The organism is Nocardia sp. NPDC058640, assembly GCF_042716995.1.
Classification (GTDB): Bacteria; Actinomycetota; Actinomycetes; order Mycobacteriales; family Mycobacteriaceae; genus Nocardia.
In genome coordinates this window covers 104431-128559 of record NZ_JBHXRG010000005.1, presented here as the reverse complement: position 1 = coordinate 128559, position 24129 = coordinate 104431, and the positions used below count along the sequence as shown (strand labels likewise).

The 24129-nt window shown below is 66.9% G+C and carries 22 protein-coding genes and 1 pseudogene; 18 read left to right on the top strand and 5 right to left on the bottom strand.

The annotated features are described in order from the left end of the window. The first annotated feature begins 30 nt into the window (after window positions 1-30). The 8 genes from ACFWU5_RS09895 to alc are packed head-to-tail and all read left to right on the top strand — an operon-like array spanning window position 31 to window position 8659. Window positions 31-1473, top strand: coding sequence for an NCS2 family permease (locus ACFWU5_RS09895; RefSeq protein WP_379241677.1), 1443 nt, complete (start codon window positions 31-33; stop codon window positions 1471-1473). Between the two features lie 4 nt (window positions 1474-1477). Beyond that, window positions 1478-2545: an XdhC family protein gene (locus tag ACFWU5_RS09890; protein ID WP_379241676.1), complete on the top strand. Its 1068-nt coding sequence runs from the start codon at window positions 1478-1480 to the stop codon at window positions 2543-2545. Between the two features lie 33 nt (window positions 2546-2578). Next, a complete protein-coding gene (locus tag ACFWU5_RS09885; protein WP_379241675.1) occupies window positions 2579-2959 on the top strand; it encodes a gamma-glutamylcyclotransferase in 381 nt (126 codons plus the stop codon). Then, window positions 2956-3750, top strand: a complete 795-nt coding sequence (locus ACFWU5_RS09880; RefSeq protein ID WP_379266813.1) for a hydroxypyruvate isomerase family protein — start codon at window positions 2956-2958, stop codon at window positions 3748-3750. Before ACFWU5_RS09885 ends, ACFWU5_RS09880 begins: the two co-directional genes overlap by 4 nt. Then, the gene (locus tag ACFWU5_RS09875; RefSeq protein ID WP_379266812.1) at window positions 3747-4634 is read left to right on the top strand and encodes an NAD(P)-dependent oxidoreductase; all 888 of its coding nucleotides are present in this window, start codon (window positions 3747-3749) and stop codon (window positions 4632-4634) included. The genes ACFWU5_RS09880 and ACFWU5_RS09875 overlap by 4 nt, the downstream gene beginning before the upstream one ends. 2 nt (window positions 4635-4636) lie before the next feature. Next, complete coding sequence (gene gcl, locus ACFWU5_RS09870; protein WP_379266811.1) at window positions 4637-6439, top strand: glyoxylate carboligase; 1803 nt, start codon at window positions 4637-4639, stop codon at window positions 6437-6439. Continuing rightward, window positions 6436-7614, top strand: coding sequence for a glycerate kinase (locus ACFWU5_RS09865; RefSeq protein WP_379266810.1), 1179 nt, complete (start codon window positions 6436-6438; stop codon window positions 7612-7614). Before gcl ends, ACFWU5_RS09865 begins: the two co-directional genes overlap by 4 nt. A gap of 10 nt (window positions 7615-7624) precedes the next feature. Next, window positions 7625-8659, top strand: coding sequence for an allantoicase (gene alc, locus ACFWU5_RS09860; protein ID WP_379266809.1), 1035 nt, complete (start codon window positions 7625-7627; stop codon window positions 8657-8659). 730 nt (window positions 8660-9389) lie between these two features. On the opposite strand, the gene ACFWU5_RS09855 is transcribed toward alc, so the two are convergent. After that, window positions 9390-10136, bottom strand: a complete 747-nt coding sequence (locus tag ACFWU5_RS09855) for a GntR family transcriptional regulator (protein WP_379266808.1) — start codon at window positions 10134-10136, stop codon at window positions 9390-9392. 135 nt (window positions 10137-10271) lie between these two features. Here ACFWU5_RS09855 and ACFWU5_RS09850 point away from each other — a divergent pair, with 135 nt between their 5' ends. The 6 genes and pseudogenes from ACFWU5_RS09850 to ACFWU5_RS09825 all read left to right on the top strand — a co-directional run bounded on the left by ACFWU5_RS09850 (window position 10272) and on the right by ACFWU5_RS09825 (window position 16506). Then, the gene (locus ACFWU5_RS09850; protein WP_379266807.1) at window positions 10272-11264 is read left to right on the top strand and encodes a BMP family protein; all 993 of its coding nucleotides are present in this window, start codon (window positions 10272-10274) and stop codon (window positions 11262-11264) included. A gap of 5 nt (window positions 11265-11269) precedes the next feature. Next, window positions 11270-12898 carry an ABC transporter ATP-binding protein gene (locus ACFWU5_RS09845; RefSeq protein WP_379266806.1) on the top strand — a complete coding sequence of 543 codons (1629 nt, stop codon included), beginning with the start codon at window positions 11270-11272 and terminating at the stop codon, window positions 12896-12898. Window positions 12899-13038: 140 nt separating this feature from the next. Further along, on the top strand, window positions 13039-14100 hold the full coding sequence (locus ACFWU5_RS09840; protein WP_379266916.1) for an ABC transporter permease: 1062 nt from the start codon (window positions 13039-13041) through the stop codon (window positions 14098-14100). After that, window positions 14097-15024 (top strand): annotated as a pseudogene (locus ACFWU5_RS09835) (ABC transporter permease). The gene ACFWU5_RS09840 and the pseudogene ACFWU5_RS09835 overlap by 4 nt, the downstream one beginning before the upstream one ends. 28 nt (window positions 15025-15052) lie before the next feature. After that, a complete protein-coding gene (locus tag ACFWU5_RS09830; protein ID WP_379266805.1) occupies window positions 15053-16033 on the top strand; it encodes an ornithine cyclodeaminase family protein in 981 nt (326 codons plus the stop codon). Further along, window positions 16030-16506: a nucleoside deaminase gene (locus ACFWU5_RS09825; RefSeq protein WP_379266804.1), complete on the top strand. Its 477-nt coding sequence runs from the start codon at window positions 16030-16032 to the stop codon at window positions 16504-16506. The genes ACFWU5_RS09830 and ACFWU5_RS09825 overlap by 4 nt, the downstream gene beginning before the upstream one ends. A gap of 108 nt (window positions 16507-16614) precedes the next feature. On the opposite strand, the gene ACFWU5_RS09820 is transcribed toward ACFWU5_RS09825, so the two are convergent. Then, a complete protein-coding gene (locus ACFWU5_RS09820) occupies window positions 16615-17973 on the bottom strand; it encodes an MFS transporter (RefSeq protein WP_379266803.1) in 1359 nt (452 codons plus the stop codon). 105 nt (window positions 17974-18078) lie between these two features. Here ACFWU5_RS09820 and ACFWU5_RS09815 point away from each other — a divergent pair, with 105 nt between their 5' ends. Next, window positions 18079-18876, top strand: a complete 798-nt coding sequence (locus tag ACFWU5_RS09815) for an LLM class flavin-dependent oxidoreductase (protein ID WP_379266802.1) — start codon at window positions 18079-18081, stop codon at window positions 18874-18876. Between the two features lie 32 nt (window positions 18877-18908). On the opposite strand, the gene ACFWU5_RS09810 is transcribed toward ACFWU5_RS09815, so the two are convergent. Then, a complete protein-coding gene (locus tag ACFWU5_RS09810; protein ID WP_379266801.1) occupies window positions 18909-20183 on the bottom strand; it encodes an RNA polymerase sigma factor in 1275 nt (424 codons plus the stop codon). A 6-nt stretch (window positions 20184-20189) separates the two neighbouring features. After that, window positions 20190-20609 carry a YciI family protein gene (locus ACFWU5_RS09805; protein WP_379266800.1) on the bottom strand — a complete coding sequence of 140 codons (420 nt, stop codon included), beginning with the start codon at window positions 20607-20609 and terminating at the stop codon, window positions 20190-20192. 244 nt (window positions 20610-20853) lie between these two features. On the opposite strand from ACFWU5_RS09805, the gene ACFWU5_RS09800 reads away from it, so the two are divergent. Together ACFWU5_RS09800 and ACFWU5_RS09795 are read left to right on the top strand one after the other, a co-directional pair. Then, window positions 20854-21633, top strand: coding sequence for a crotonase/enoyl-CoA hydratase family protein (locus ACFWU5_RS09800; RefSeq protein WP_379266799.1), 780 nt, complete (start codon window positions 20854-20856; stop codon window positions 21631-21633). A gap of 3 nt (window positions 21634-21636) precedes the next feature. Continuing rightward, on the top strand, window positions 21637-22449 hold the full coding sequence (locus ACFWU5_RS09795) for an SDR family oxidoreductase (protein WP_379266798.1): 813 nt from the start codon (window positions 21637-21639) through the stop codon (window positions 22447-22449). Window positions 22450-22479: 30 nt separating this feature from the next. On the opposite strand, the gene ACFWU5_RS09790 is transcribed toward ACFWU5_RS09795, so the two are convergent. Next, complete coding sequence (locus tag ACFWU5_RS09790; protein ID WP_379266915.1) at window positions 22480-23082, bottom strand: TetR/AcrR family transcriptional regulator; 603 nt, start codon at window positions 23080-23082, stop codon at window positions 22480-22482. Between the two features lie 111 nt (window positions 23083-23193). Here ACFWU5_RS09790 and ACFWU5_RS09785 point away from each other — a divergent pair, with 111 nt between their 5' ends. Further along, complete coding sequence (locus ACFWU5_RS09785) at window positions 23194-24120, top strand: metal-dependent hydrolase (RefSeq protein WP_379266797.1); 927 nt, start codon at window positions 23194-23196, stop codon at window positions 24118-24120. The last annotated feature ends 9 nt before the right edge of the window (window positions 24121-24129 follow it).

The window sequence follows — 24129 nt, the reverse complement described above, 5'->3', positions numbered from 1 at the left end:
TGGTCGGCTACGCCCCGAGGAGGGCTCGCCATGACCCAAATTCAAACCAAACCCAGCGCACCGGAACCGGTTGCCCGCAGGTCCGCACTGGACCGGTTCTTCCGGCTCAGCGAACGCAAGACCACGGCTTCCCGCGAAATCCGCGGCGGCATCACCACTTTCATCGCGATGGCCTACGTCATCGTGCTGGTCCCGCTCATTCTGGGCGGTGTCACCGATGTCAACGGCGACAAGCTGAGCATCGCGGCACTGACCACGGCCACCGCGTTCTCCGCGGGACTGAGCACCATCCTGATGGGCGTAGTCGGCAATGTGCCGCTGGCGCTGGCCGCGGGCCTGGGCGTGGTGCCGGTGGTCGCCTTCCAGGCCGCGCCGCATATGACCTGGCCACAGACCATGGGCCTGATCGTGCTGATGGGCGCGATCATCGTGGTGCTCGCCGCGACCGGTCTGCGCACGATGATCATCAACGCCATTCCGATCGGTCTCAAGAACGCCATCGGCGTGGGGATCGGCATGTTCATCGCGATGATCGGCCTGGTCGCGGCCGGGGTGGTCGGCCACGGCTCGCCGACCGGTCCGCCGGTCGGGCTGGGCGCCAACGGTCACCTGTCGGGCTGGCCGGTGGTGATCTTCGTGGTCGGGTTGCTGGTGATGATGGCCCTGTTCATCCGCAAGGTGCCCGGCGCGATCCTGATCAGCATCATCATCGCCACGGTCCTGGCCATCACGGTCAACTCCCTTGCCACGATCGACCCCGCCACCTGGGGCCCTGTCGTTCCGCAGGCACCGGACGGCTTGTTCTCCGCGCCCGATTTCGACCTGATGTTCAGCATCGACCTGCTCGGCGGCTTCGCCCAGGCCGGCGGCCTGGTCGCGGGCGTGGTGCTGTTCACCCTGGTGCTGACCGGCTTCTTCGACGCCATGGGCACGGTTTTCGGGGTCTGTGACGAGGCGGAGCTGGTCGACGAGCAGGGCACCATGCCCGGTATCGGCAAGGTGCTCACCGTCGACGGGCTCGCGCAGATCGTCGGCGGGGTCAGCGGCGGCGCGGGAAACACGGTCTATGTCGAATCCGCGACGGGTGTCGGTGAGGGCGCTCGTACCGGATTGACCAGCATCGTGACTGGTGGGTTGTTCTGTCTCGCAGTGTTTTTCACTCCGCTTGCCGCGGTGGTGCCGATCCAGGCCGCCGCGCCGGCGCTGGTGTTGGTCGGCGCGCTGATGATGACACAGGCCCGCAAGATCGACTGGGCCGATCTGGAGGTGGCGGTGCCCGCCTTCGTGACGATCGTGCTGATGCCGTTCACGTACTCGATCACCAATGGTGTCGGTGCCGGGCTCATCGCCTTCGTGGTGATCAAGTCCGCGCGCGGCAAGTTCAGTGAAATCCATTGGCTGGTCTGGGTTGTCGCGCTGGTGTTCGTGGGCTATTTCGGCATCTCGGCCATCGAACTGATGTTGGGCGGATAGGACGATGCGCGACCTCGCGACAGAACTTTTGCGCTGGCATACGGCGGGCAAGTCCTATGCCGTGGCCACCGTCATCGGTGTCACCGGCAGCGCACCTCGGCCGCCCGGCGCCACCCTTGCCGTCGACGCCGAAGGCACTGTCATCGGCAGTATCTCCGGTGGCTGTGTCGAAGGCGCGGTGTACGAGCTCTGTCGCGAGGTACTGCGCACCGGTGTAGCGATCCGCGAAACCTTCGGGTACAGCGACGAAGACGCCTTTGCCGTAGGTCTGACCTGCGGCGGTGAGCTCGAAGTGTTCATCGCGCCGATCACCCCCGAGCACCACGGAACCATTGCGGCAGTACTGCAATCCACCGAGGCTGTCGCGCTGGTACGGGACCTGAGCACCGGGCAGGCGATGGCGCTGGGTACCTGGTGGACGCTGGGTGCGGCGTTCGACGAGGTGATCGTCGCGGAAGCGCGGGCGATGCTCGACACCGGATCGACGGGCCGGCTGGTGATGGGCTGTGGTGCCGGTGAACGCGTGGTCTTCGTCGAGTCCCACGTGCCCGCCCCGCGCATGATCGTGTTCGGCGCCATAGATTTCGCCGCCGCGGTCGCTCGCATCGGACACTTCCTCGGCTACCACGTCACGGTCTGCGATGCCAGGCCGGTGTTCGCCACCCGCGCCCGATTCCCCGACGCCGATGAGGTCGTCGTCGACTGGCCCGACCGCTATCTCGCCGGCACACAGGTGGATTCGCGCACCGTGCTGTGTGTGCTGACCCACGACGCCAAGTTCGACATCCCGCTACTGGAAGTGGCGCTGCGGCTGCCCGTGGCCTACGTGGGGGCGATGGGTTCGCGTCGCACCCATGAGGAACGCAATGCGCGACTGCGCGCGGCGGGCGTCTCGGAAGAAGAACTGGCCCAACTACATTCGCCGATCGGCCTGGATCTGGGGGGTCGCACGGCGGAGGAGACCGCGGTGGCCGTGGCCGCCGAGATCGTCGCGGTGCGCCGCGGCGGCTCGACCCGACCGCTGGCCATCAGTAACGGCCCGATCCACCGGGACTTGCTCCCGGTCCGGTGAAGGTCACGAAGTATCGAACAAAGGACACCGATCATGCCGTTGATATTTCTGAATGGTTCCGCGATGCGTGGCGGGCCGCTGAATCACCTGCTCGGCGGTGCGCCGTTCGCCGGCGAAGTGCGAACCGCGCCACGCTACCGATTCTTCTCCGTCGGAGACCGGTTCCCCGGCCTCGATCCCGCCGGTGACGGCGGCGGATCGATCGCGGGAGAACTGTTCGATGTGTCCCTGGACGTGCTGCGCAGTTCGCTGCTGCCCGCCGAGCCGCCCGAACTGGAACTCGGCGCCATCGAACTGGACGACGGCCGATCGGTGCTGTCCATGGTGCTGCGCCGGCCCCCCACCTCGTACCCGGAGCTGATCGACATCACCGCGGTCGGCAGCTGGCAGAAATACCGCCAAGGAGCCGAATGAACACCTACGGATCTAATCGCCCGAAATTCGATGTCAACTGTTCGATCCTGTTCACCGACCTGCCGTTGCTCGAGCGCCCGGCCGCGGCGAAACGCGCCGGATTCGACGCTGTCGAATTCTGGTGGCCGTTCGGGGACAATCCCGCACCCGGCGACAAGGAGATCGACGAATTCGTCCGTGCGATCGATGATGCCGGCGTCGAGTTGGTCGGCCTGAACTTCATCGATCTGATTCCGGTCGGCCGCGGCCTTGTCTCGGTTCCCAGCGAAGTCACCAGGTTCAGGGACAACATCGACGTGGCCGTCGGGATCGCCGACCGCACCGGCTGCCGCGCGCTGAATGCCCTCTACGGCAACAGGATTGCCGGCGAATCCCCGGAGAAGCAGGACGAACTCGCGCTCGAGAACCTGCGCATCGCCGCGCGGGCCGCACACCGCATCGGCGCCACCGTGCTGCTGGAGGCGCTCAATTTCTACGAGTCGCCGCACTACCCGATCGTCAGCGCCGCGCACGCCGTGCGGGTCATCGAGCAGACCGGCGAGCCCAATGTGCGGTTCCTGTGCGACCTCTACCACCTGTCCAGGATGGGCGAAAACCTCATCGAGGTGATCCGGACCTACGCGCCGCACATCGGCCACGTCCAGATCGCCGACGACCCCGGCCGCGGCAGGCCGGGCACCGGCCAACTCGACTTTCCCGCACTCTTCGACACCCTCGCCGCCAGCGGCTACGACGGCTGGATCGGCCTGGAATACAAAGACCCCGAACTGGATTGGAACTGGATCACATGACCACGATCGGATTTATCGGCCTCGGGATCATGGGCAGCCCGATGGCGGCCCACCTTGTCGCGGCCGGACACGATGTCACCGGTTACGACATCGGCACCACAGGCCCGGCCAAGCTGAAAGCGGCAGGCGGCGCGGCCGCGAGCAGCGCGGCGGAAGCGGTGCGCGACAAGGACATCGTCATCACGATGCTGCCCCAGGACGAACACGTCGAGCAGGTTTTCGGTGACGTCCTCGAACACGCGAACCCGGGGACGCTGTACATCGATTTCTCCACCATCACCCCGCAGACCGCACGCTGGACCGCGGAACAGGGCGCGAAGAAGGGCCTTCGGGTCCTCGACGCCCCGGTCAGTGGCGGGGAAACCGGCGCGGTCAACGCGGCACTGTCGATCATGGTCGGCGGTGCGGAAGCCGATTTCGAGTCCGCGCGGCCCATCTTCGGCGCGGTCGGCAAGACCGTCGCACTGGTCGGTGGCAACGGTGCGGGCCAGTGCGTCAAAGCGGCCAATCAGCTGGTGGTCGGTGGCACGTATGCCCTTGTCGCCGAAGCGATTGTGCTGATGGAAAGCCTAGGCGCGGACGCGGCCAAGGGTCTCGATGTGCTCGCGGGCGGTCTGGCGGGCAGCAAGATCCTCGAACTCAAGCGCGAGTCGATGCTGGCACGCAGCTTCGTGCCGGGATTCCGGATCGACCTGCACCACAAGGACATGGGCATCATCGTGCAGGCCGCCCGCCAGGCCGAGGTGGCGATCCCGATGGGCGCGCTGACCGCCCAGCTGATCGCCGCGGCACGAGCCATGGGCTACGGGTCACTGGACCATTCGGCGCTACTACTCGTCGCGGACACGCTGTCCGGGCGCACCGAGACAGACGGGCAGGGCTGATCATGGCACGCATGCGCACCGTGGACGCCGCCGTCCTGATCCTGGAAAAAGAAAGGGCCACACAGGCTTTCGGCCTGCCAGGAGCCGCGATCAACCCCTTCTACAGCGCGATGAAAGCCCACGGCGGGATCAAGCACGTGCTCGCCCGCCACGTGGAAGCCGCATCGCATATGGCTGAGGGATACACCCGCGCCACCGCGGGCAATATCGGCATCTGCATCGGCACCTCGGGTCCCGCCGGCACCGACATGATCACCGGGTTGTACTCGGCCAGTGCGGATTCCATTCCGATTCTGTGCATCACCGGTCAGGCGCCGGTGGCCAAGCTGCACAAGGAAGACTTCCAGGCCGTCGACATCGCCTCGATCGCGGCACCGGTCAGCAAGTGGGCCGTCACCGTCCTGGAACCGGCGCAGGTGCCCGGCACCTTCCAGAAGGCATTCCGGGTGATGCGGGAAGGTCGTCCCGGCCCGGTGCTGATCGACCTGCCGATCGATGTGCAACTCGCCGAAATCGAGTTCGACATCGACACATACACCCCGCTCGAGGTGCACCGCCCCGCCGCGACGCGGGCGCAAGCCGAGAAGGCGATCCGCATGCTCAACGCGGCGCGACGTCCGCTGATCGTCGCCGGCGGCGGCATCGTCAACGCCGACGCCGCCGAACTGCTCGTCGAATTCGCCGAACTGACCGGCGTTCCCGTGGTGCCGACCCTGATGGGGTGGGGCACGATCGCCGACGATCACGCACTGCACGCGGGCATGGTCGGCCTGCAGACCTCGCACCGCTACGGCAATGCCACCCTGCTGGAATCCGATTTCGTGCTCGGCATCGGCAACCGGTGGGCCAACCGGCACACCGGCGGTGTCGAAACCTACACGCAGGGACGCACTTTCGTGCACGTCGACATCGAGCCGACGCAGATCGGCCGGGTGTTCGCGCCCGACTTCGGCATCACCTCGGACGCGGGGGCCGCACTCGCGATGTTCGTCGAGGTCGCCCGGGAACTCGCGGCGGCAGGCGAACTCACCGACCGCAGCGAGTGGGCCGGCCAGGTGCGCGCCCGAAAGAGGCTCGGGCAGCGCAAGACCCACTTCGACACGGTGCCGATCAAACCGCAGCGGGTCTACGAGGAGATGAACCGGGCATTCGGACCCGACATCCGCTACGTCAGCACCATCGGTCTGTCCCAAATCCAGGCATCGCAACTGCTGCACGTGTATCGGCCACGGCACTGGATCAACGCAGGCCAAGCCGGACCGCTGGGCTGGACGGTGCCCGCGGCACTGGGTGTGGCGACCGCGCTCCCCGATGCCACCGTGGTCGCGCTGTCGGGCGATTACGACTTCCAGTTCCTGATCGAGGAATTGGCCGTGGGCGCGCAGTTCAACATCCCCTATATCCATGTCCTGGTGAACAATTCGTATCTGGGCTTGATTCGCCAAGCGCAGCGGAACTTCTCGATGGACTACTACGTCCAGCTCGACTTCGACAACATCAACAGCCCCGAGCTGAAGGGCTACGGTGTCGACCACGTCAAGGTGGTGGAAGGGTTGGGCTGCAAGGCGATCCGCGTCAATGACCCGGCCTGGATCGGACCCGCTCTGGAAGACGCGAAGAAGCTGATGGCCGAGTTCCGGGTGCCAGTGGTGGTCGAGGTCATCCTCGAGCGGGTGACGAATGTGTCGATGGGCCTGGAAATCGACAACATCACCGAGTTCGAGGACATGGCCGACTCCGCCGCCGACGCGCCGACCGCGATCGCGCCGATCTCCGAACCCGAACCGGTCGGAGGCGGCAAGTGACGTCGGTCGCGGCCGGAAAGCAGTGGCGTGCAGGGCATTGCGTGCTCGCACCCGACAAGTTCAAGGGCTCGTTGACCGCCGCGCGGGTGGCCGCGCACCTCGCGGCGGGTCTTCGACAGCTGCGGCCGGATGTTCCGGTGGTGATCATGCCGGTGGCCGACGGCGGAGACGGGACCGTCGACGCGGTAGTGGAGTCGGGTTTCGCTCGACTGTCGACCACGGTGCGCGGCCCGGGCCGTGCTCGCGTCGTCGCGTCGTTCGCGATCCGCGACCACACCGCCGTCATCGAGCTCGCGCAAGCCTCCGGCCTGCACCTGAACCCGGGCAAGCCCGACGCCACCATGGCGATGACCGCGAGCAGTATCGGCACCGGTGAGCTGATCAAGACCGCTGTCGAGCGCGGCGCCAGGCGGGTCGTGCTCGGACTCGGCGGCAGTGCGTGCACCGACGGCGGGACCGGGATGCTCACCGCGCTGGGCGTCCGCTTCCTCGACGAGCACGGGCACCAGCTGCCGCCCGGCGGTGGGTCGCTGCGCAAGCTGGCCCGCATCGATGCCAGTGCCATGATCCGCGTGCCGGTGACGGTCGCCTCCGATGTCGACAACCCGCTGCTCGGAGTGCGCGGTGCGGCGAATGTGTACGCACGGCAGAAGGGCGCCAGGACCGCCGATGTCGACGAACTCGAAAGGGGCCTGGCCCATTTCGCGTCGATCGTGCGGCGTGATCTGCACGTGGATGTGGTGGACCGGCCCGGCGCCGGTGCCGCGGGTGGTGTCGGCTACGCCGCTCTGGCCTTCCTCGATGCGCAGGTTCGACCCGGCATCGAGCTCGTCCTCGAGCAGCTCGGTTTCGCCGAACAGGTGGCGGGCGCGCGGCTGGTCATCACCGGCGAAGGCTGCCTGGACCGGCAAACCCTGCACGGCAAGGCACCGGTCGGGGTGGCACGGGCCGCGGCGGCCGCAGGGGCCGCGGTGGTCGCGGTCGCCGGCCAGTGTGCGCTGTCCGACCAGCAGCTGCGGCGGGCCCATATCGAGCAGGCCTACGCACTGACCGATATCGAACCCGATCCGCAGATCTGCATGACCGAGGCCGGCCCGCTGCTGGAGCAGGTGGCGCGCGACATCGCCCAGAGCTGGCTAGCAGACAAGCGCCACTTGGTTACCGACAACCGTTGAGAGAGAACACATGTCAGACTTCACCAGCTTGCCCGACCTGGCCCTGCGCAGCAATCGCGCGAGCGTGATCGCCGCCAGCGACGAATCCTTCGAAGAGCGCGAAAACCTCATCAACCCTTGGGAGCCGCGCTTCCAGGCCCACACCTTCGGACCGAAGGGACAGGAATACGACGGCTGGGAAACCCGCCGCCACCGCGGTCCAGGCGACGACTGGGCCATCATCCGACTCGGCATGTCCGGGGTGATCCGCGGCGTCGTCGTCGACACGGCCTGGTTCAAAGGCAACTACCCGCCCCATATTTCGGTGCAGGCATGCCGGGCATCGGGCTACCCATCGGTGCAGCAGCTGAGCGCCGCGCAATGGGTGGATATCGTCCCGCGCAGCGCGATCGGCGGCGACGCCAAGCACGAGTTCCCGGTATCGGACGAACGCATCTTCACCCACGTTCGCCTGCACATGCACCCCGACGGCGGCATCGCCCGCCTGCGCGTCCACGGCGAAGTGGTGCCGGATCCAGCCCTGCTCACCGGACTCACCGTAGACTTGGCCGCCCTGTCCAACGGCGCCCGCGCAGTGGCCTGCTCCGACATGTTCTACTCCGCCCCCGACAACATGCTCGCCCCCGGCCTGGCCCGCAACCAAGCAGAAGGCTGGGAAACCGCCCGCCGCCGCGACACCGGAAACGACTGGGCCACAATCCGTCTCGCCGCCCAAGGCTTCCCAGAAATGATCGAACTGGACACCACCAACCTCCTCTTCAACGCCCCAGGATCAGCCCGCGTCGTCGGCATCGATCACCACGGCGACGAACCACTACCCCCACTCGACGACCCCGCCTGGTTCGACCTCCTACCCAAAACCCCCCTACAACCCGACACCCCCCACCGCTTCCGCCTCCCGAACACCCCCCGCCGCCCCGCCACCCACGTACGCGTCGACATCTACCCCGACGGCGGCCTCGCCCGCCTGCGCATCCTCGGCACTTTCACCCCCGCCGCAGAACGAAAGCTGAACTACCGCTGGCTGACTCCCCGCGAACAGTGACCAACGAACCAGCGCGAGCTACTCCTTCCATCGCGCCAGATCCTGAGCAATAGGTCCCGAATCGGGCATTCTGAACCACCACCACCCACGCCCCGAGGGGTCGCCGTTGGCAACGGCGGCCATGCGCTTCCCTGAATCGTCAACGGTGACAGACCGAAATCTCTCATCGGCGGCGGAATCGTAAACTGCCATCTTGTCGCCAGGTCCTTCGGCAGGGAGGTAGAGCTCTATCGAGACCCTCGCTGCACCGGTTCGCTTCCAGACAGCCACGCACCCAGCGCCCGAAACCGAAACCCGTCCTGCTCAGCCAACTCCCACTCGAAGTCAACCCGCTCCCCGACCGCGAGATGGTTCCTTCCCGCTTTCACCGCACTGAAGAAGATCCAGCACCCACCCGGCGTCGAGTCCGAGTCGATCACACCCCACCCCTCGTCGCCGTGCCATTCATGCACCGTTCCGTGAGATACCAAGTGGCCCTCCGTTTCATCCAGTAACCGCCCGTGGCTGGTACCGACATCGTGGACCGAGCATCATTGCTGACATGCACGACTGGCCGACTGCGGTACCGCTGTTCCGCGGTCCAAGGATTCTGCGGCGCGGGTAGCGTCCATCGAACTCGCGCGTCTGGCGGTGATGTTCGGGAGGCCTGCCGAGCGCAACTCGCCCAGGCGTGACGCGACCATTTCAGACGGCAGAGGTGACGACGAATAGTGGTGGTGTACAACCAGATTCAGGCAGTCCGATCCCGTTGGGGGGTGCGTTGACGAGTACGAGTAGCCGAGACCGGGTCGATCTCGGGCATCGACCATTGAGCGGAGAGAGCGAGGCTGGGTTCGCGGCCGGAGGCTACGTGGCGGTAGGCGATTTCGGCGGCTGAGTCGGGGTCGTTGGCGGCGATTGCGGCGTAGAGCGCTTCGTGTTCGTCGCATTGGGTGCCGGGGTCGCGTTCCTTGGTGAGGTGGAACAGCCAGCGGACTCGGGATTCCAGGGGGCGCAGTAGCGACTGCAATAGGGGGTTGCCGGAGATTTCTACGATGACCGAGTGGAAGCGCGCGTTGGCGGCGGCGATGGCGGGTTGGTCGGCGCGGGCGGTTGCCTGGCGGGCGGCGGTGAGTTGTTCGCGGAGGGCGGCGAGGTCGGTGGGTTCGGCGCGTTCGGCGGCTAGGCGGGCGGCCAGGACCTCGAGGCTTTCGCGGACGTCGAACAGGTCGCGGACGTCGGCGACGGTGAAGGGGGCCACGATCGCGCCTTGACGGGGAACGATGACGACCAGACCCTCGCGTTCGAGCATTTGTAGCGCCTCGCGCAGGGGGATTCGCGAGATGGCCAGTTCGGTGGCGATATCGCGTTCCACCAGGCGTTGACCGGGGCTCAGGCGCAAGTCGATGATCCTGTCCCGCAGCTCTTCATAGGCCTGATCCCGCAGCGACTTCTTCGCCGGTTCGGCTGCCACTTCACCATCCTTCTGCTCGTGCACGCTCACCACGGTAGTCCGCGCACCGCACGCGACCGTTTCTTACGTTTCGGTAATCCGCCTGTCATCAACGACCATCAGGCCGACACTTAACGGTATACCGCTAAGTGAGCGGTTCGTTCGACCAAGGAGTACCCCGTGCACAAGTCCACTCGGCGCGCGATCGCCTTCAGCTCGGCCGCACTCGCCGCCGCTGCTCTCCTGTCTGCCTGCGGTTCCGCCGACACCACGGCATCGGGCGGCAAGTTGAAGGTCGGCGTGTTCTTCCCGGGCTCGCTGTCGGACACCGGCTTCATGCAGTCGGGGTACCTCGGCTACCAGCGCATCGCCGACAAGCTCGGTGACAAGGTGGAACTGAGCAAGGTCGAGCAGGTCGCGGCCAGCGACTACCAGCAGGCGCTGGTCCGCTTCGCCTCCACCAACGACCTGGTGATCTCCCTCGGCGGCCAGACCGACGCCGACGTGCGCAAGGTGGCACCGCAGTTCCCGAACGTGAAGTTCGTGGAGATCGGCGGCCCGGCCGACGCGAAGCCGCTGGCCAACCTGGCCTACTACGACCCGCAGCAGGCCGAGGCCGAATTCCTCAGCGGCGCGGTGTCGGCGGCGGGCTCCAAGTCCGGCACGGTGGCCTTCATCGGCGGGGTGGAACTGCCCGCGATCGTCAACGCCGCCAAGGCTTTCGGCAACGGCGCACGTTTCGCCAAGCCGGACGCGAACGTGCTCACACCGCAGTATCTGGGCGACTTCAACGATCCCGCCAAGGCGAAGCAGGCGGCGCTGGCCGACTACGGCGCCGGTGCGGGCGCACTCGGTCAGATCGTGAACCTGGGCAAGGCGGGCATGGAACAGGCCGCGGCCCAGTCCGGCGCCACGTTGGTCGGCGGTCCGATCCCCGGCGACTGCACCAACCCCGCCTACCTGGGCTACGTGCACACCGACATCGGCGCCGAAGTCGAGTTCGCGGTGAACGCCGTGCTCGACAACTCATGGAAGGCCGAGAACGTGCGCTTCGGGCTCACCTCGCCCAATCACGGCACCGCTTTCGTGTTGTGCAGCAAGGACTCCGGGGTCGCCGACGCGCTCGCGAAGGCGACGACGGCCCTGTCCACCGGCGCGGTCAAGCCGTACTGAGCACCATGAGCACTTCCGCGTTGACCCTGCAGGGGGTCGGTAAGCGCTTCGGTGACGTGCAGGCGTTGCACGACGTGGACGTCACCGTCGAATCCGGCACTGTCCATTGCATTCTCGGCGAGAACGGCGCAGGCAAGTCCACACTGTGCAATCTGGTGTTCGGCGGCTACCGCCCCGACACCGGCGCAATGTTGCTGGGTGGCAAGGACTTCCGGCCCGACTCCCCCGCCGCCGCGATGGCGGCGGGCGTGGCGATGGTGCACCAACACTTCAGCCTGGTCACCACCATGACCGTCGCGGAGAACCTGCTGCTCACCCAGCAGGGACTGCGGATGCGACGCAAGGATCTCACCGACCGCCTCGACGAGATCGCGCAGCGCTACCGGCTTCGCATCGACCCGGACAGCCAGGTCGCGACGATGCCGGTCGGTGCGCGGCAGAAGGTCGAGATCGTGAAGGCGTTGCTGCGCGACCCGTCGCTGATCCTGCTCGACGAACCGACGGGAGTGCTCGATCCGGCCGAGATCGACGCGTTGATCGACACCTGCCGTGCCATCGCCGCCGACGGCAAAGCCGTTGTGCTGGTGACACATAAGCTCGGCGAAGTCGCGCGGGTCGCCGACGCCGCGACGGTTCTGCGTCGCGGCACGGTGGCCGGTGGTGGGCGAATGTCGAACACCAGCATCGCGCAACTGCTCACCGCGATGGTGGGGCGCACCGCCGCTGACCTCGACCCGACCGTCGCCGCGACTATCGGCCTCGATCCCGCGGAGGCGATGGTCGGCGAGGCTGCTTCGATCACCGACACACACTCGAATGTCGACCAAGGCACCGTGCCTGGGGCCGATACCCGCCCGGTGGCGGCTGGCGAATCTGGCTGCCCCGCACCGATTCTCACCGTCGACGGAGTCACCGTGCATCGCGCCGACGGTAGCGCCGCGCTCAACGACGCACGGTTGGTCGTGCGGCCCGGCGAGATCGTCGGGATCGCCGGTGTGGAAGGCAACGGGCAGAGCGAGCTCGTAGCGGTACTCGCCGGCGGCACCCCGGTGAGCAGCGGCACTGTCTCGCTCGCCGGCACCGACATCACCACCGCGAGCCCCGCGACCAGGACCGGACTCGGTCTGGGCGTAGTGCCCGAGGATCGTCACCGCGACGCGATGGTCGCCGAGATGACCTTGGCCGAGAACCTGTTCCTCGGCCAACTCGGCCGCTTCCGACGTTTCGGCCTGCTCGACAAGAAGGCGATGGGTCGCGCCGCACAGGCCGAACTGGACCGCTTCGATGTGCGCGCGGCCGGACCCTGGGTGCCGATGGGCTCGCTGTCGGGCGGCAATCAGCAGAAGGTGGTGCTGGCCCGCGAACTGTCCACCGCGGATCTGCGCTGCCTCGTCGCTGCGCAGCCGACGCGCGGATTGGACATCGGCGCAGTCGATTTCGTGCTCACGCAGCTGCGTCGCGCGGCTGCCGACGGGTGCGCGGTGCTGGTGGTGTCCAGCGAAGTACCCGAGTTGTTGGCGCTGTGCGACCGGGTGTTCGTCGCGTATCGCGGAGCACTCGCGGGACCGGTGGAGACCTCCGATCCCGCAGCGGCGCAACAGATCAGCGAATTGATGATGGGAGTCGCGGCATGAGCGGCAAGCACCCGGAGGCGGTAGCGCAGGGTGACCACGCAGGGCGCCCGAGCATGCCGATGAGAAACGGCGTGAGCGGTCAGCGCACGGAGAGCCTGCGCCAGTGGGCGCGACATCCCGTCGCCGTGGCTGGTGCGGCAATGCTCGCGGCCGGGGTGATCGGGTTGCTCCTGGCCGCGGTGGCGGGTGCGGCGCCCGGCGCCACGATGACGGCGCTGTGGGAGGGGATGTTCGGCAGCGACTACGCGATCGGCGCATCCCTGAATGTCGCGGCCACGCTGATGCTGGTCGCGGTGGGTTTCACCATCGCGCACCGCGCCGGACTGGTCAATGTCGGTGGCGAAGGCCAGATCTGCGCGGGCGGTATCGCCGCCACCGCGATCGGCACGACGCTGACCGGCGCACCTGCCGCGATCACCCTGCCCGCGGTGCTGATCGGTGCGGCGGCGGCGGGCTGGTTGTGGGCTGCGATCGCGGCGTACTTGCGGGTGAAGCGTGGGACCAGCGAGATCATCACCACCTTGCTGCTCAACTTCGTCGGCTTGGCGATGGTGCTGCTCGTCGTGCACGAGCCAGCACTGCTGCGTCAGCCGGTGACCTCCTCGGAGACACTGCCGCAATCCGAACAGCTCACTGCGGCAGCACATCTCCCACTGCTCGGCATCGAACGCTCCCCCGCGACCATCGCGTTGTGGATCGCCGTGATCGCCGCCATCGGCACCGCGATCCTGGTGCGCCACACAGCGTTGGGCACCCGCCTCCGCGCGGTCGGACTCAACCCCGACGCCGCCGCCCGACTCGGACTTCCGGTCCAGCGGTTGCGGTTCCTGAGCCTGTCGAGCGCGGGTGCGTTCTCCGGCATCGCGGGTGGATTGCTCGTGGCCACAGCACCTTTCGTGCTCGCCGAAGGATTCTCCTCCGGCTACGGCTTCTCCGGCCTGGTGGTCGGCCTGCTCGCACGCGGCTCATTATCCGCGGTCGTCGCCGTCTCACTGCTGCTGGGCTTCCTCGTCTCCGGCGGAATCAACCTGCAGTTGGCGGCGAACGTACCTGCCTCGACCATCGCGGTCGTGGAGTCGCTGATGATCGTGTTCATCGCCGGTGCGGCCATCTGGACCAGAAGCACCCGCAAGTCTGAACCTGCTGTAGCCCAACCGGTTTCCCCCGCCGAAACCACCGATCTCGCAGGAGTGCCGCGATGAGCCTGGACACGGTCACCGACATCGCCACCAGCGGAATCGGTTTCACTCTCCCCATCCTCGTCGCCGCCAGTGGCGAGCTGGTCAGCGAACGCGCGGGCGTGCTCAATCTGAGCCTCGAGGCGATGATGCTCACCGGTGCTTTCGCCGGCGTGCTCGGTGCCGTCACCACCGGCTCACCGGTGCTCGGTGCGGCCACCCGCGGTGATCGCCGCCCTGATCTTCGGTGCGCTGCAAGCGATCTGGAGCGTCGGGTTGCGCGCCGACCAGATCGTCGTCGGCATCGCCAGCAATGCCCTGGCGCTGGGTGCCACCACCTACGGTGCGCGGCTACTACTATCCGACGGCAAGGGCCACACAGTTCCAGGATTCGATCCACTGAAAGTGCCACTGCTGCACAACATCCCAGTAATCGGCCCGGCCCTGTTCGGGCAGACCGCGCTGGGCTACCTGTGCATCGCAGTGGTCGCCATCCTGGCGTTCGTGTTCTCCCGCCGCACGAAACTCGGCCTGATCATCGACGCGATCGGCGAAGACGCCACCGCCGCCGACCGAACGGGCCTGCCGGTGCGCGCCGTGCGCTACGGCTGCGTGCTGCTGGCCGCCGGTGCGGCGGGTCTCGGCGGTGCGCAACTGGCCTTGTCGGAAGTGCATTCGTTCAGCGACAACATGACCGGCGGCATCGGCTATCTGGCCGTGGTCGCGGTGATCGCGGGACGCTGGCGCGCGCTCGGCGTGATCTGGGCGTCGGTGTTCTTCGGCCTGGCCCAGGCACTGCAATTCGCGCTGCCCGCGCTGGGTGTGGAGGTGCCGTTCGCGCTGCTGGTGATGCTGCCGTACCTGATCGCGATCGTCGCTGTCAGCGGACTGGTCGGCAACAGCCGATCCCCGCGCGACCTCACCGTCGCCTTCGCCCGAACGTCCTGACCTGCCACTACTTTCGTAGGAGCCACCGTTGACTCTGATCCTGTCGCACTCCGATGTGACCGCTGTCCTCGACCGCGGGGAGGTGCTGGCCGCCGTCGAACGCGCGCATGCCGACCTGGCGCTGGGCACCGCGTTCGTGCCCGCGCCCCCGGCGATGGCGTTGGGCGGTGCCGCGTTCATCCCCATGGTCGCCGCCGCCGAGTCCGCGGGTGCCGCCGCGGTGAAGCTGCTCGCCGACCTGCCCGCCAACCGAGAACGCGGCCTGCCGGTGCAGCGGTCGGTGATCGTGGTGACCTCGGCGACCGACGGTGCGTGCGAGGCACTGATCGACGGACGTCTGGTCACCGCCGTGCGCACGGCGGCCGCCAGTGCCGTGGCAACGAAGTATCTTGCGCGACACAACAGCTCGGTTCTCGGTGTGATCGGGGCGGGCAATCTGGCGGTCGAGCACACCCGGGCGATCGCGACCGTGCGCGAGCTCGACACGGTGCTGGTCTGGTCGCGTACCGCCGCCACGATCGACCGATTCCGCAGTGCGATAGCCGATCTCGGGCTCGAGGTGCGTGCCATGGACAGCCCGGAGGCAGTTACCCGAGCAGCGGACATCCTGTGCACCCTGACTCCGTCGCGCGAACCGATCGTCCACGGTGCTTGGTTCGGCGACGGCCTGCACGTCAACGCCGTGGGCGCACCTCCACGCGCCGACCACCGCGAGGTCGACGGCGAAGCCATGCGCCGGGCCATGGTGGTCGTAGACTCGGTCGGTACCACGCTCACCAAATCCGGGGACACGCTGCTGGCCATCGCCGAGGGCGCGATCACCCAGGACGCGGTGAGCACCGAACTGGGCGAGGTGATCGTTGGCCGGGCACCCGGCCGTCGCACCGACCGCGACATCACCCTGTTCAATTCGGTGGGCATCGGCCTGCAGGACCTGGCCGCCGCCCGCCTGCTGATCGACAAGGCCCGCGCCAACGGCATCGGAACGGAAGTGGATCTCAGCACATGAGCGAACTCACCGATAACGACATCACCCACCTGCGACGCGCCATCGACCTCGCCGGGCACGCCCTGGCACTGGGCGACCGCCCTTTCGGCGCGGTCGTCGTCGACGGTGACGGCACCGTGCTCGCCGAGGGCGTGAACGCGGTGAACACCACCGGCGACGTCACCACCCACGCCGAACTGGTCGCGATCACCCTGGCCACCGCGGCCGGCCACGCCGAGGACCTGCGCGGCGCCACCGTCTACGCCAGTGGCGAACCCTGCCCGATGTGCGCCGCCGCGATGGTGTGGGCGCAGGTGGGCCGGATCGTGTTCGCCGCTGCCGCAGCCGAATTCGGCCCGATCGTGCCCGGTGGACCGAGTTTCGCGCTCACCTGCGCGGACCTGGTCGCGACGTCGAACGTCCCCGTGCAGGTCAGCGGACCACACCTCGGCGAGGAAGCTCTGGCGGTCTTCCGAGCGGCTGCGAAGGCCTAACCGCGCGAGATCGTGCCTGAATCGCAGGGCTGACTCAACGGTGCCGCGAAGGCCTAGAACACAGCAAGGGCGCGGCGCCTGATCGACGTCGCGCCCTTGGTGGACGATCTACTTCACCGCGACGAACTCCTCCGGTTCGCCCAACTCCTTCTGCTCCTCGATCGCCTCGGGCGTGCCCGGCACCTGCGTACCGCGCAGCGACATCCCCTTGGTCTCGATGAGGAAGAACGACGCGATCAGCCCGACCGCGCACGCCCCGAACATGTAATAGGCCGGGATCATGTCGTTGCCGGTCGCGCCGATCAGTGCCTCGTTGACCACCGGTGCGGTGCCGCCGAACATCGACGTGGCGATGTTGTACCCGATCGCCACCCCGGCGAAGCGCACGATCGTGGGGAACATCGCGGGGAAGGTGGCCGAGATCGTGGCCAGTTGCGGGGCGTAGAGCAGGCCGAGGACGGCGAAACCGACGATCGCGCCGGTGAGGGAGGAGCCGATCAGGTGGTAGACCGGGATCACCGCGATCATCATGGCCGCGCACGAGAACATCCACATCGGCTTGCGCCCGATCCGGTCCGACAGCGCACCGAGGAACGGCAGTAGGCACAGCATGGCGATCTGGCCGATCAGTGGTACCAGCAGCGCGTCGGATTCCTTCATACCGAGAGTGGAACCCAGGTAGGTGGGGGTGTAGCTCAGCAGCGTGTAGTTCACTACGTTCAGGGCGATGACCAGGCCGAACAGGGTCAACACCGGGCGCAGGTACTTGGTCACCAGGTCGCGGTAGACACCGACCGTCTCCTCGGTGTCGTCTTGGCGTTCGACTTCGAGGAAGACCGGGGATTCCTCCACCCGGCTGCGCAGGTACATGCCGATCAGGCCCAGTGGTCCGGCGACCATGAACGGAATGCGCCACCCCCAAGAATCCATGGTCGCGTCGTCGAGCACGTTCACCAGCAGCAGCGCGACCAGGTTTCCGAGGGTGAAACCGGCCAATGTGCCGACTTCTAGGAAACTTCCATAGAAGCCGCGTTTGCGATCGGGTGCGCATTCGGCCATGAATGTCGCCGCGCCACCGTATTCGCCACCGGCGGAAAGTCCCTGGATCATGCGCAGCGCGTAGAGCAGAATCGGCGCCGCGATGCCGATGGTTTCGAAACTGGGAATCAGGCCGACAGCCATTGTCGAGCCGGCCATCAGAATGATCGTGGTCGCCAGGACCTTCTTGCGCCCGATCCGGTCACCCAGCGGGCCCCAGATCATGCCGCCGACCGGCCGGATCAGGAAGGAGACGGCGAACCCGAGCAGCGTGTAGACCAGCCCGGACTCCCCGTCGCCGGGGAACAACGATTTCGCGATATAGGTCGCCAGATAGGCGTAAACACCGTAGTCGAACCATTCGACCGCATTACCGATCGCCGACGCACCGATTGCCCGGTGCAGCACCGATTTCGATTCCTCTGCCATCCCACAACACCCTCTCGTCGTCGCCTTTCACGGGTACCCGGCCCCTTTGCCGACAAACGTTACGAGCGCGCGAAGAACCGCCGTTATGGCCTCTACACTGCGAAGATGAGCCTTCGACACGGGGTATATCTGGCGCCGTTCGGCGAACTCGCCGACCCGCGCGCACTGGCCGAAATCGCCGTGGAAGCGGAGGCGGCGGGCTTTCACGGAATATTCGTCTGGGACCACATCGTCCGGCCCGAAGAACCGAATCTGGCCGTGGGTGACACCTGGATCGGGTTGGCCGCGATCGCCGCGGCGACCACCCGCCTGCGGTTCGGTCCGCGCGTGACGCCACTATCACGGCGGCGGCCGCAGGACGTGGCGCGCGAAACCGTGGCGTTGGATCTGCTCGGCGACGGGCGGCTGGACCTCGGCGTGGGCCTCGGCTCTGATTCGACCGGGGAGTTCTCCCGGCTCGGTGAAGTGGGTGCGCCTCGTGAGCGGGCGCAACGTCTCGACGAGGCGCTCACGGTGATCACCGAACTGTGGTCGGGCGAGGTCGTTCACCACGACGGCCCCCACTACCGAGTCGACGGCCTGCGGTTCCTGCCCCGCCCGGTCCAACGCCCGCGCATCCCCATCTGGGTCGCCGCGCAGTCGCTGCATCAGGGGCCGTTGCGTCGGGCCGCGCGCTACGACGGGCTGTGTCCGGAGGCGACACCCGATGAGTTGGTGCAGATGTTGGCGATCATCGCCGACCATCGTGGTGACCTGGACGGATTCGACGTGGTCGTGGCGTCACCGACCGACTCCGAGCGTGACGCGTACGAACGCGCGGGCACCACCTGGTGGTTGGCGCAACTGCCGATGATCTGCCCTCGCGCCGAGGCGATCGCTCGCGTTCGGCGCGGACCGAGCTGAACATATCGAATTATCTTTCTCGACAACAGGATTCAGCCCAGGGCATCGAGTTTGCGCGCCAGTACCGCACGTTCGCGCTCGTTGCCGCACCGGTGATGCGCCTCGGTCAGTTCGGTCCGGGCTTCGTCGGTGCGGCCGAGGCGGGTGAGCAGTTCGCCGCGCACACTCGGCAGCAGGTGCGAGGTGGCCAGTTCGCCCGCGGCGGCCAGCTCGTCGATGATCGGCAACGCGGCGGCCGGACCGCTCGCCATCGAGACCGCCACCGCCCGGTTCAACTCGACCACCGGCGAGGGCGCGAGTCGGCCGAGCGCTTCGTACAGCAGCACCACCCGATCCCAGTTGGTCTGCTCGACAGACGATGCGACAGCATGACATTCGGCGATCGAAGCCTGCAGACCGTACGCGCCCAGACCGCGACCCACCGCGCCGGCTTTCACCAGCGCGGCCCGTCCTCGCACGATCGCCGAGCGGTCCCAACGGCGGCGATCCTGCTGTTCGAGCAACACCGGCTCACCGTCGGGACCGGTGCGCGCCGGGAACCGGGCGCAGGTCAGTTCGAGCAGCGCGAGCAGGCCGTAGACCTCGGGTTCGGTGGGCATCAACTGGGCCAGCACGCGCGCGAGTCGTCGAGCTTCGCCTGCGAGGTCGAAGCGGATGAGATCGTCGCCGGCGCTGGCCGACGAGCCCTCCGTGAAGATCAGGTAGATCACCCCGAGCACCGATCCGAGCCGGGCTTTGCGCTCGGCCGTCGGCGGCACCTCGAACGCGACTTTCGCCGCGCCGAGGGTCTTCTTCGCACGCGTGATCCTGGCCTGCACGGTCGCGGTCGGGACCAGGCAGGCCTTGGCGATCTCGTCGCTGGTCAGGCCGCCGACCACACGTAATGTCAAGGCCAGCTGGGCTTCTCGTGACAGCACCGGGTGGCACGAGATGAACATCAGCGCCAGCACGTCGTCGTCGATCTGATCGGGATCCCACAGCACCTGCGCAGTCGGCACCGGTTCGCCACCTGTGAGCGAACCGCCTTCTTCCAGGTCGGCAGCCATCGCCGCATACCGGTCATCGAGTGCCGCCCGGCGGCGGAACGCGTCGATCGCGCGCCGCCGCCCCACAGTGAGCAACCACCCGGCCGGTTGACGCGGCACGCCATCGCGCGGCCACGTCACCAACGCCTCCGCCAGCGCTTCCTGGGCGAGATCCTCGGCCATCGCGAAATCGCCGGTGTACCGCGCGAGCGCGCCGACGATCCGAGCCGATTCGATTCGCCAGACGGCAGCGACCGCTTCACGGCCGGTGTGCTCGGTCATCACGGTTCAGAGCTGGCCGGTGGCTTCACGCCACGCGCGCTCCTCCACGATCCACTTGTTGTCCTGCGGGAATTCGTCGATGCTGGGCACCCGACGGATCTCGGTCTTGGTGCCGGGTACGACGACGGGCATGCGCTTGGCCCACTCGATCGCCTCTTCCTTGGAAGCTACGTTGAGGATATAAAAGCCGCCGAACAGCTCTTTCGTCTCTCCATAAGGTCCGTCGGTGACCACCGGCGGCTCCGACGAGTAGTCGACGACCACGCTCTCGGCGGCGTCGTCGAGTCCCTCGGCCGCCACGAGCACCCCGGCGCTGATCAACTCGTCGTTGAACTTGCCCATGGTTTCGAGCATGTCGTTGAAGTCGACGTCGGCCATCGCGGCCCAGGCTTCGTCGGTGGCGCGCATGATCAGCATGTACTTCATGGTTTCGTCTCCTCGGATCGGTGTGGACCCGCGTGCCGGGCCCTGCGTTCATCCCTAGGTCGAACGGGCACCGGTGCGAATCGACACCAGGCCGAAAATTCTTTTCACGAGTACCCGGCAGCCTACGACCAACGGGCCCGGCGTGTGACCGTGAAAGACCCGATTCGGGTATCCACGATCGTGTGGCGTGATACAGATCGAGAAGGTTTGTCAGGTAGACAGGCAGGAACAGAAGGAGTCACTCGTGAGCGCAGTTCTCGTCGAGCAACGCGAGCATGTGCTCGTGATCGTGCTGAATCGGCCGCAGGCCATGAATTCGGTCGACGCCGAGTTGAGTGCCGGCGTCGGTGAGGCGCTCGAGCGAGCCGAGGCCGATCCGCAGATCCGCGCGGTGGTCCTCACCGGTGCGGGTGAGCGGGCGTTCTGCGCGGGCGCGGATCTGAAGGCTTTGAGCCGCGGCGAGTCGATTCTGTCTGCGGGACACGAGGATTGGGGTCTGGCCGGGTATGTGCGGCACCCGATCAGCAAGCCGACCATCGCGGCGGTGAACGGTTTCGCGCTCGGCGGTGGCACCGAACTCGTGCTGGCCAGCGACCTCGCCGTCGCCGCCGAAACCGCCACCTTCGGCCTGCCCGAGGTCGCGCGCGGACTGTTCGCCGCGGCCGGTGGCGCGTTCCGGCTGCCCGAACAGTTACCGCGCAAGATCGCGATGGAAATGATCCTGACCGGCGAGCCGATCACCGCGGCCCGCGCGCTGGAACTGGGCCTGATCAACCGGGTCGTGCCCGCCGCAAACGTGCTCGATGCCGCTCTCGAACTGGCCGGTCGGATCGCGGAGAACGCGCCGCTGGCGGTGCAGGCGAGCAAGCGGGTGGCACTGGGCATCATCGACGGCAAGCTCGCCGACGACGCCGCCTGGGACCAGACCAACCGCGAGATCGTGGCCGTCGCGGCGACCGAGGACATGCGCGAAGGTGGCATGGCGTTCGCGCAGAAGCGCAAGCCGAACTGGCAGGCGCGCTGACCGATGCGGATCCTGGTTCTCGGCGCCTCCGGTTTCGTCGGCAGTGCGCTGCACGCGCACTTCGCCGCGCACCATGAGGTCGTCGGGACCAGCCGGGGCGGGCACGGCCTGACCCCGGTGGATCTCGCCGACGCCGATGCGGTGCGGGCGCTGGTCGGACAGGGGTTCGACCTGGTGATCCACACCGCCGGTGTCGTGGATCTCGGTGCGGCGCAACGCGATCCGGCGGCCGCGTTTGCGGCCAACGTCGCACCGATGGTGCCCCTGCTCGACGCGATCGGCGGTGCGAAGCTGATCTATCTGTCCACCGACAATGTCTTCGACGGCACCCACGATCACTACGACGAAACCGCCGCGCGCGCACCGATCAACGTCTACGGCGAAACCAAAGTGGCCGCCGAGGATCTGGTGCTCGCGCACGACCGTCACCTGGTCGTGCGCCTGCCGCTGGTCTACGGACGCAGCCCACTGTCGAACAAATTCCTGGCCCGGTACGCCGCGTCCGAGATCGCCGCGCGCACCGATATCGTCTGCAATCCGCTGTACCTACCGGCGCTGGCACCGGCGCTCGAGCAGCTCGTCGACGAATCGGGCGTCGTCCACATCGCGGGCACGGAAACACTGAGCCGCTACGAACTGATGGTGCGAGTCCGCGACCGGCTCGCCGCACCGGCTCGCATCGTGGCGACTGATCGCTTGTCCGCGGTCCAAGACTGTCCGAGGCCGTTGCGCTTGGTCATGCGCAGCAACAGGCACAGCCTGACCGGCCCGGACGTGGACACCGCCCTCGACGATCTGTGCTCGAACCACCACTGAATCATTCAGTGCCCCAACCGATTCGGATCGTCAGTGCTGCGCGCTGATCGCTGACCCCATCCATCGACGCAGGTACCGGCGCAGTTCGTCCTCGGACCGTGGCGGGTCGCCCGGCGACAGGAAGAACGACTGCATCGTGCGCAGGACGTACTCCACGAGTTCACGCAGGGCAGGTTCGTCGTAACCGTGTGCGCCCCAGTCGACATCGAACCGGCGGATCATCGTCATGCCGAAAGCCTGTGATTCCGCGGAGGTGAGGCTGTCGGGATGGGCGTTGGCGTACGAACTCGATAGCAGAATGCCCAGGTGCGGGGTGCGGCGGACGTCGGTGAGGGTGAAGACTACGGCCTCGGTCATCGCGTCGACGGGGTCGGTGCGGCCGCTGACGTGCCGGGTGAGGCGGTCGAGGAAATCGTCGACCGAGGCGATGCCCGCGGCGGTCATGAGCGCGTCGGCGCTGGGGAAATACCGGTAGACAGTCTGGCGGATGACGCCCAGCGATTCCGCCACGTCGGCGATGCTGATCTCCGCACCGGTCGCGCCGATGAGTTCCACTGCGGCAGCGATGATTCGGCGCGCGGCCTCCGCATCGTCCGCCGGTGGACTACCACCCCATCCACGTCTTCGCGCCACCGGCCAGACGGTAGCACAAGCCCAGGTCAGGGCGAATTCCACGAAAGCAATCATACACACGACGGCTTGTTCGTATGATTGCCTCATCAATCGAGTGATGAGGTAGCTCCCGTGACCGAACTTCACGTTCGCAAAATGGATTTCGCGTTCGCCGACTACGACGTGCCGTTTCTGTGGAACCCGCGCAACCCGGCGTTCTCGTCGATGGCCAATGCCGTGTCGTTCCTGGCGATCGGCTTCGAGAAGATGATCGTGCAGCTGATCACGCAGGCGAAACCGCTGATCACCGACCCGGAAGTGGCCGCGGAGGCCGATGCGTTCATGCGCCAGGAGGGTCAGCATTCCAACGCGCACCGCCAGCATGTGAAGGCGCTGATCCGCCGGTATCCGGGTCTGCAGCAGACCCTGGACGCGGTGATCGGCGAGTTCGACAAGCTCACCGCCGAAACCCCGGTGAAGTACCGCCTGGCCTACACCGCCGACCTCGAGGCCACGTTCACGCCGGTGTTCAAGCTAATGCTCGACAACGACGCGACCCTGTTCGCCCCCGGCGACGATCGGGTGGCGTCGCTGTTCATCTGGCATTTCGTGGAGGAGGTCGAACACCGCAGTTCCGCGCTGATCATCTTCAACTCGGTGGTCGACAGCGAGCTGTATCGCATGCGGGTGGCGCTGCCGATCTTCCGGCATGTGATGCGAGTGATCCGCGTGGCCTGTGAAGGCTTCAACGAGCATGTGCCGCTGGAAGATCGAGAGGTCGATGCGATGTCGATGTTCGCGATGTACCGCAACCAGCAGACGCTGCGACGGTGGCTGCCGTGGCTTCGTCCCGCCGAAAACGGCACGATGCCACGCGCTTTCGACGATCTCGGTCTGCGCGAACAACTCGTCGCGATGGTGGGTATCGCGCGCAGTCAAATGCCCGGACACAATCCCGAGCACGAGGTTCTGCCCGCACTGGCCGACCGATGGTTCCGTCGCTACGACGACGGCTATGACGTAACCCGTTGGTACACCGCCGATTCCGTCAGCTCGTAGAAGGTACCC

Coding starts and splice junctions, on each gene's coding strand:
- ACFWU5_RS09890 (WP_379241676.1), top strand. CDS start 1,478: ATGCGCGACCTCGCGACAGAACTTTTGCGCTGGCATACGGCGGGCAAG.
- ACFWU5_RS09815 (WP_379266802.1), top strand. CDS start 18,079: ATGAGCCTTCGACACGGGGTATATCTGGCGCCGTTCGGCGAACTCGCC.
- ACFWU5_RS09845 (WP_379266806.1), top strand. CDS start 11,270: ATGAGCACTTCCGCGTTGACCCTGCAGGGGGTCGGTAAGCGCTTCGGT.
- ACFWU5_RS09875 (WP_379266812.1), top strand. CDS start 3,747: ATGACCACGATCGGATTTATCGGCCTCGGGATCATGGGCAGCCCGATG.
- ACFWU5_RS09825 (WP_379266804.1), top strand. CDS start 16,030: ATGAGCGAACTCACCGATAACGACATCACCCACCTGCGACGCGCCATC.
- ACFWU5_RS09795 (WP_379266798.1), top strand. CDS start 21,637: ATGCGGATCCTGGTTCTCGGCGCCTCCGGTTTCGTCGGCAGTGCGCTG.
- ACFWU5_RS09805 (WP_379266800.1), bottom strand. CDS start 20,609: ATGAAGTACATGCTGATCATGCGCGCCACCGACGAAGCCTGGGCCGCG.
- ACFWU5_RS09885 (WP_379241675.1), top strand. CDS start 2,579: ATGCCGTTGATATTTCTGAATGGTTCCGCGATGCGTGGCGGGCCGCTG.
- alc (WP_379266809.1), top strand. CDS start 7,625: ATGTCAGACTTCACCAGCTTGCCCGACCTGGCCCTGCGCAGCAATCGC.
- ACFWU5_RS09820 (WP_379266803.1), bottom strand. CDS start 17,973: ATGGCAGAGGAATCGAAATCGGTGCTGCACCGGGCAATCGGTGCGTCG.
- ACFWU5_RS09810 (WP_379266801.1), bottom strand. CDS start 20,183: ATGACCGAGCACACCGGCCGTGAAGCGGTCGCTGCCGTCTGGCGAATC.
- ACFWU5_RS09840 (WP_379266916.1), top strand. CDS start 13,039: ATGCTCGCGGCCGGGGTGATCGGGTTGCTCCTGGCCGCGGTGGCGGGT.
- ACFWU5_RS09880 (WP_379266813.1), top strand. CDS start 2,956: ATGAACACCTACGGATCTAATCGCCCGAAATTCGATGTCAACTGTTCG.
- ACFWU5_RS09895 (WP_379241677.1), top strand. CDS start 31: ATGACCCAAATTCAAACCAAACCCAGCGCACCGGAACCGGTTGCCCGC.
- gcl (WP_379266811.1), top strand. CDS start 4,637: ATGGCACGCATGCGCACCGTGGACGCCGCCGTCCTGATCCTGGAAAAA.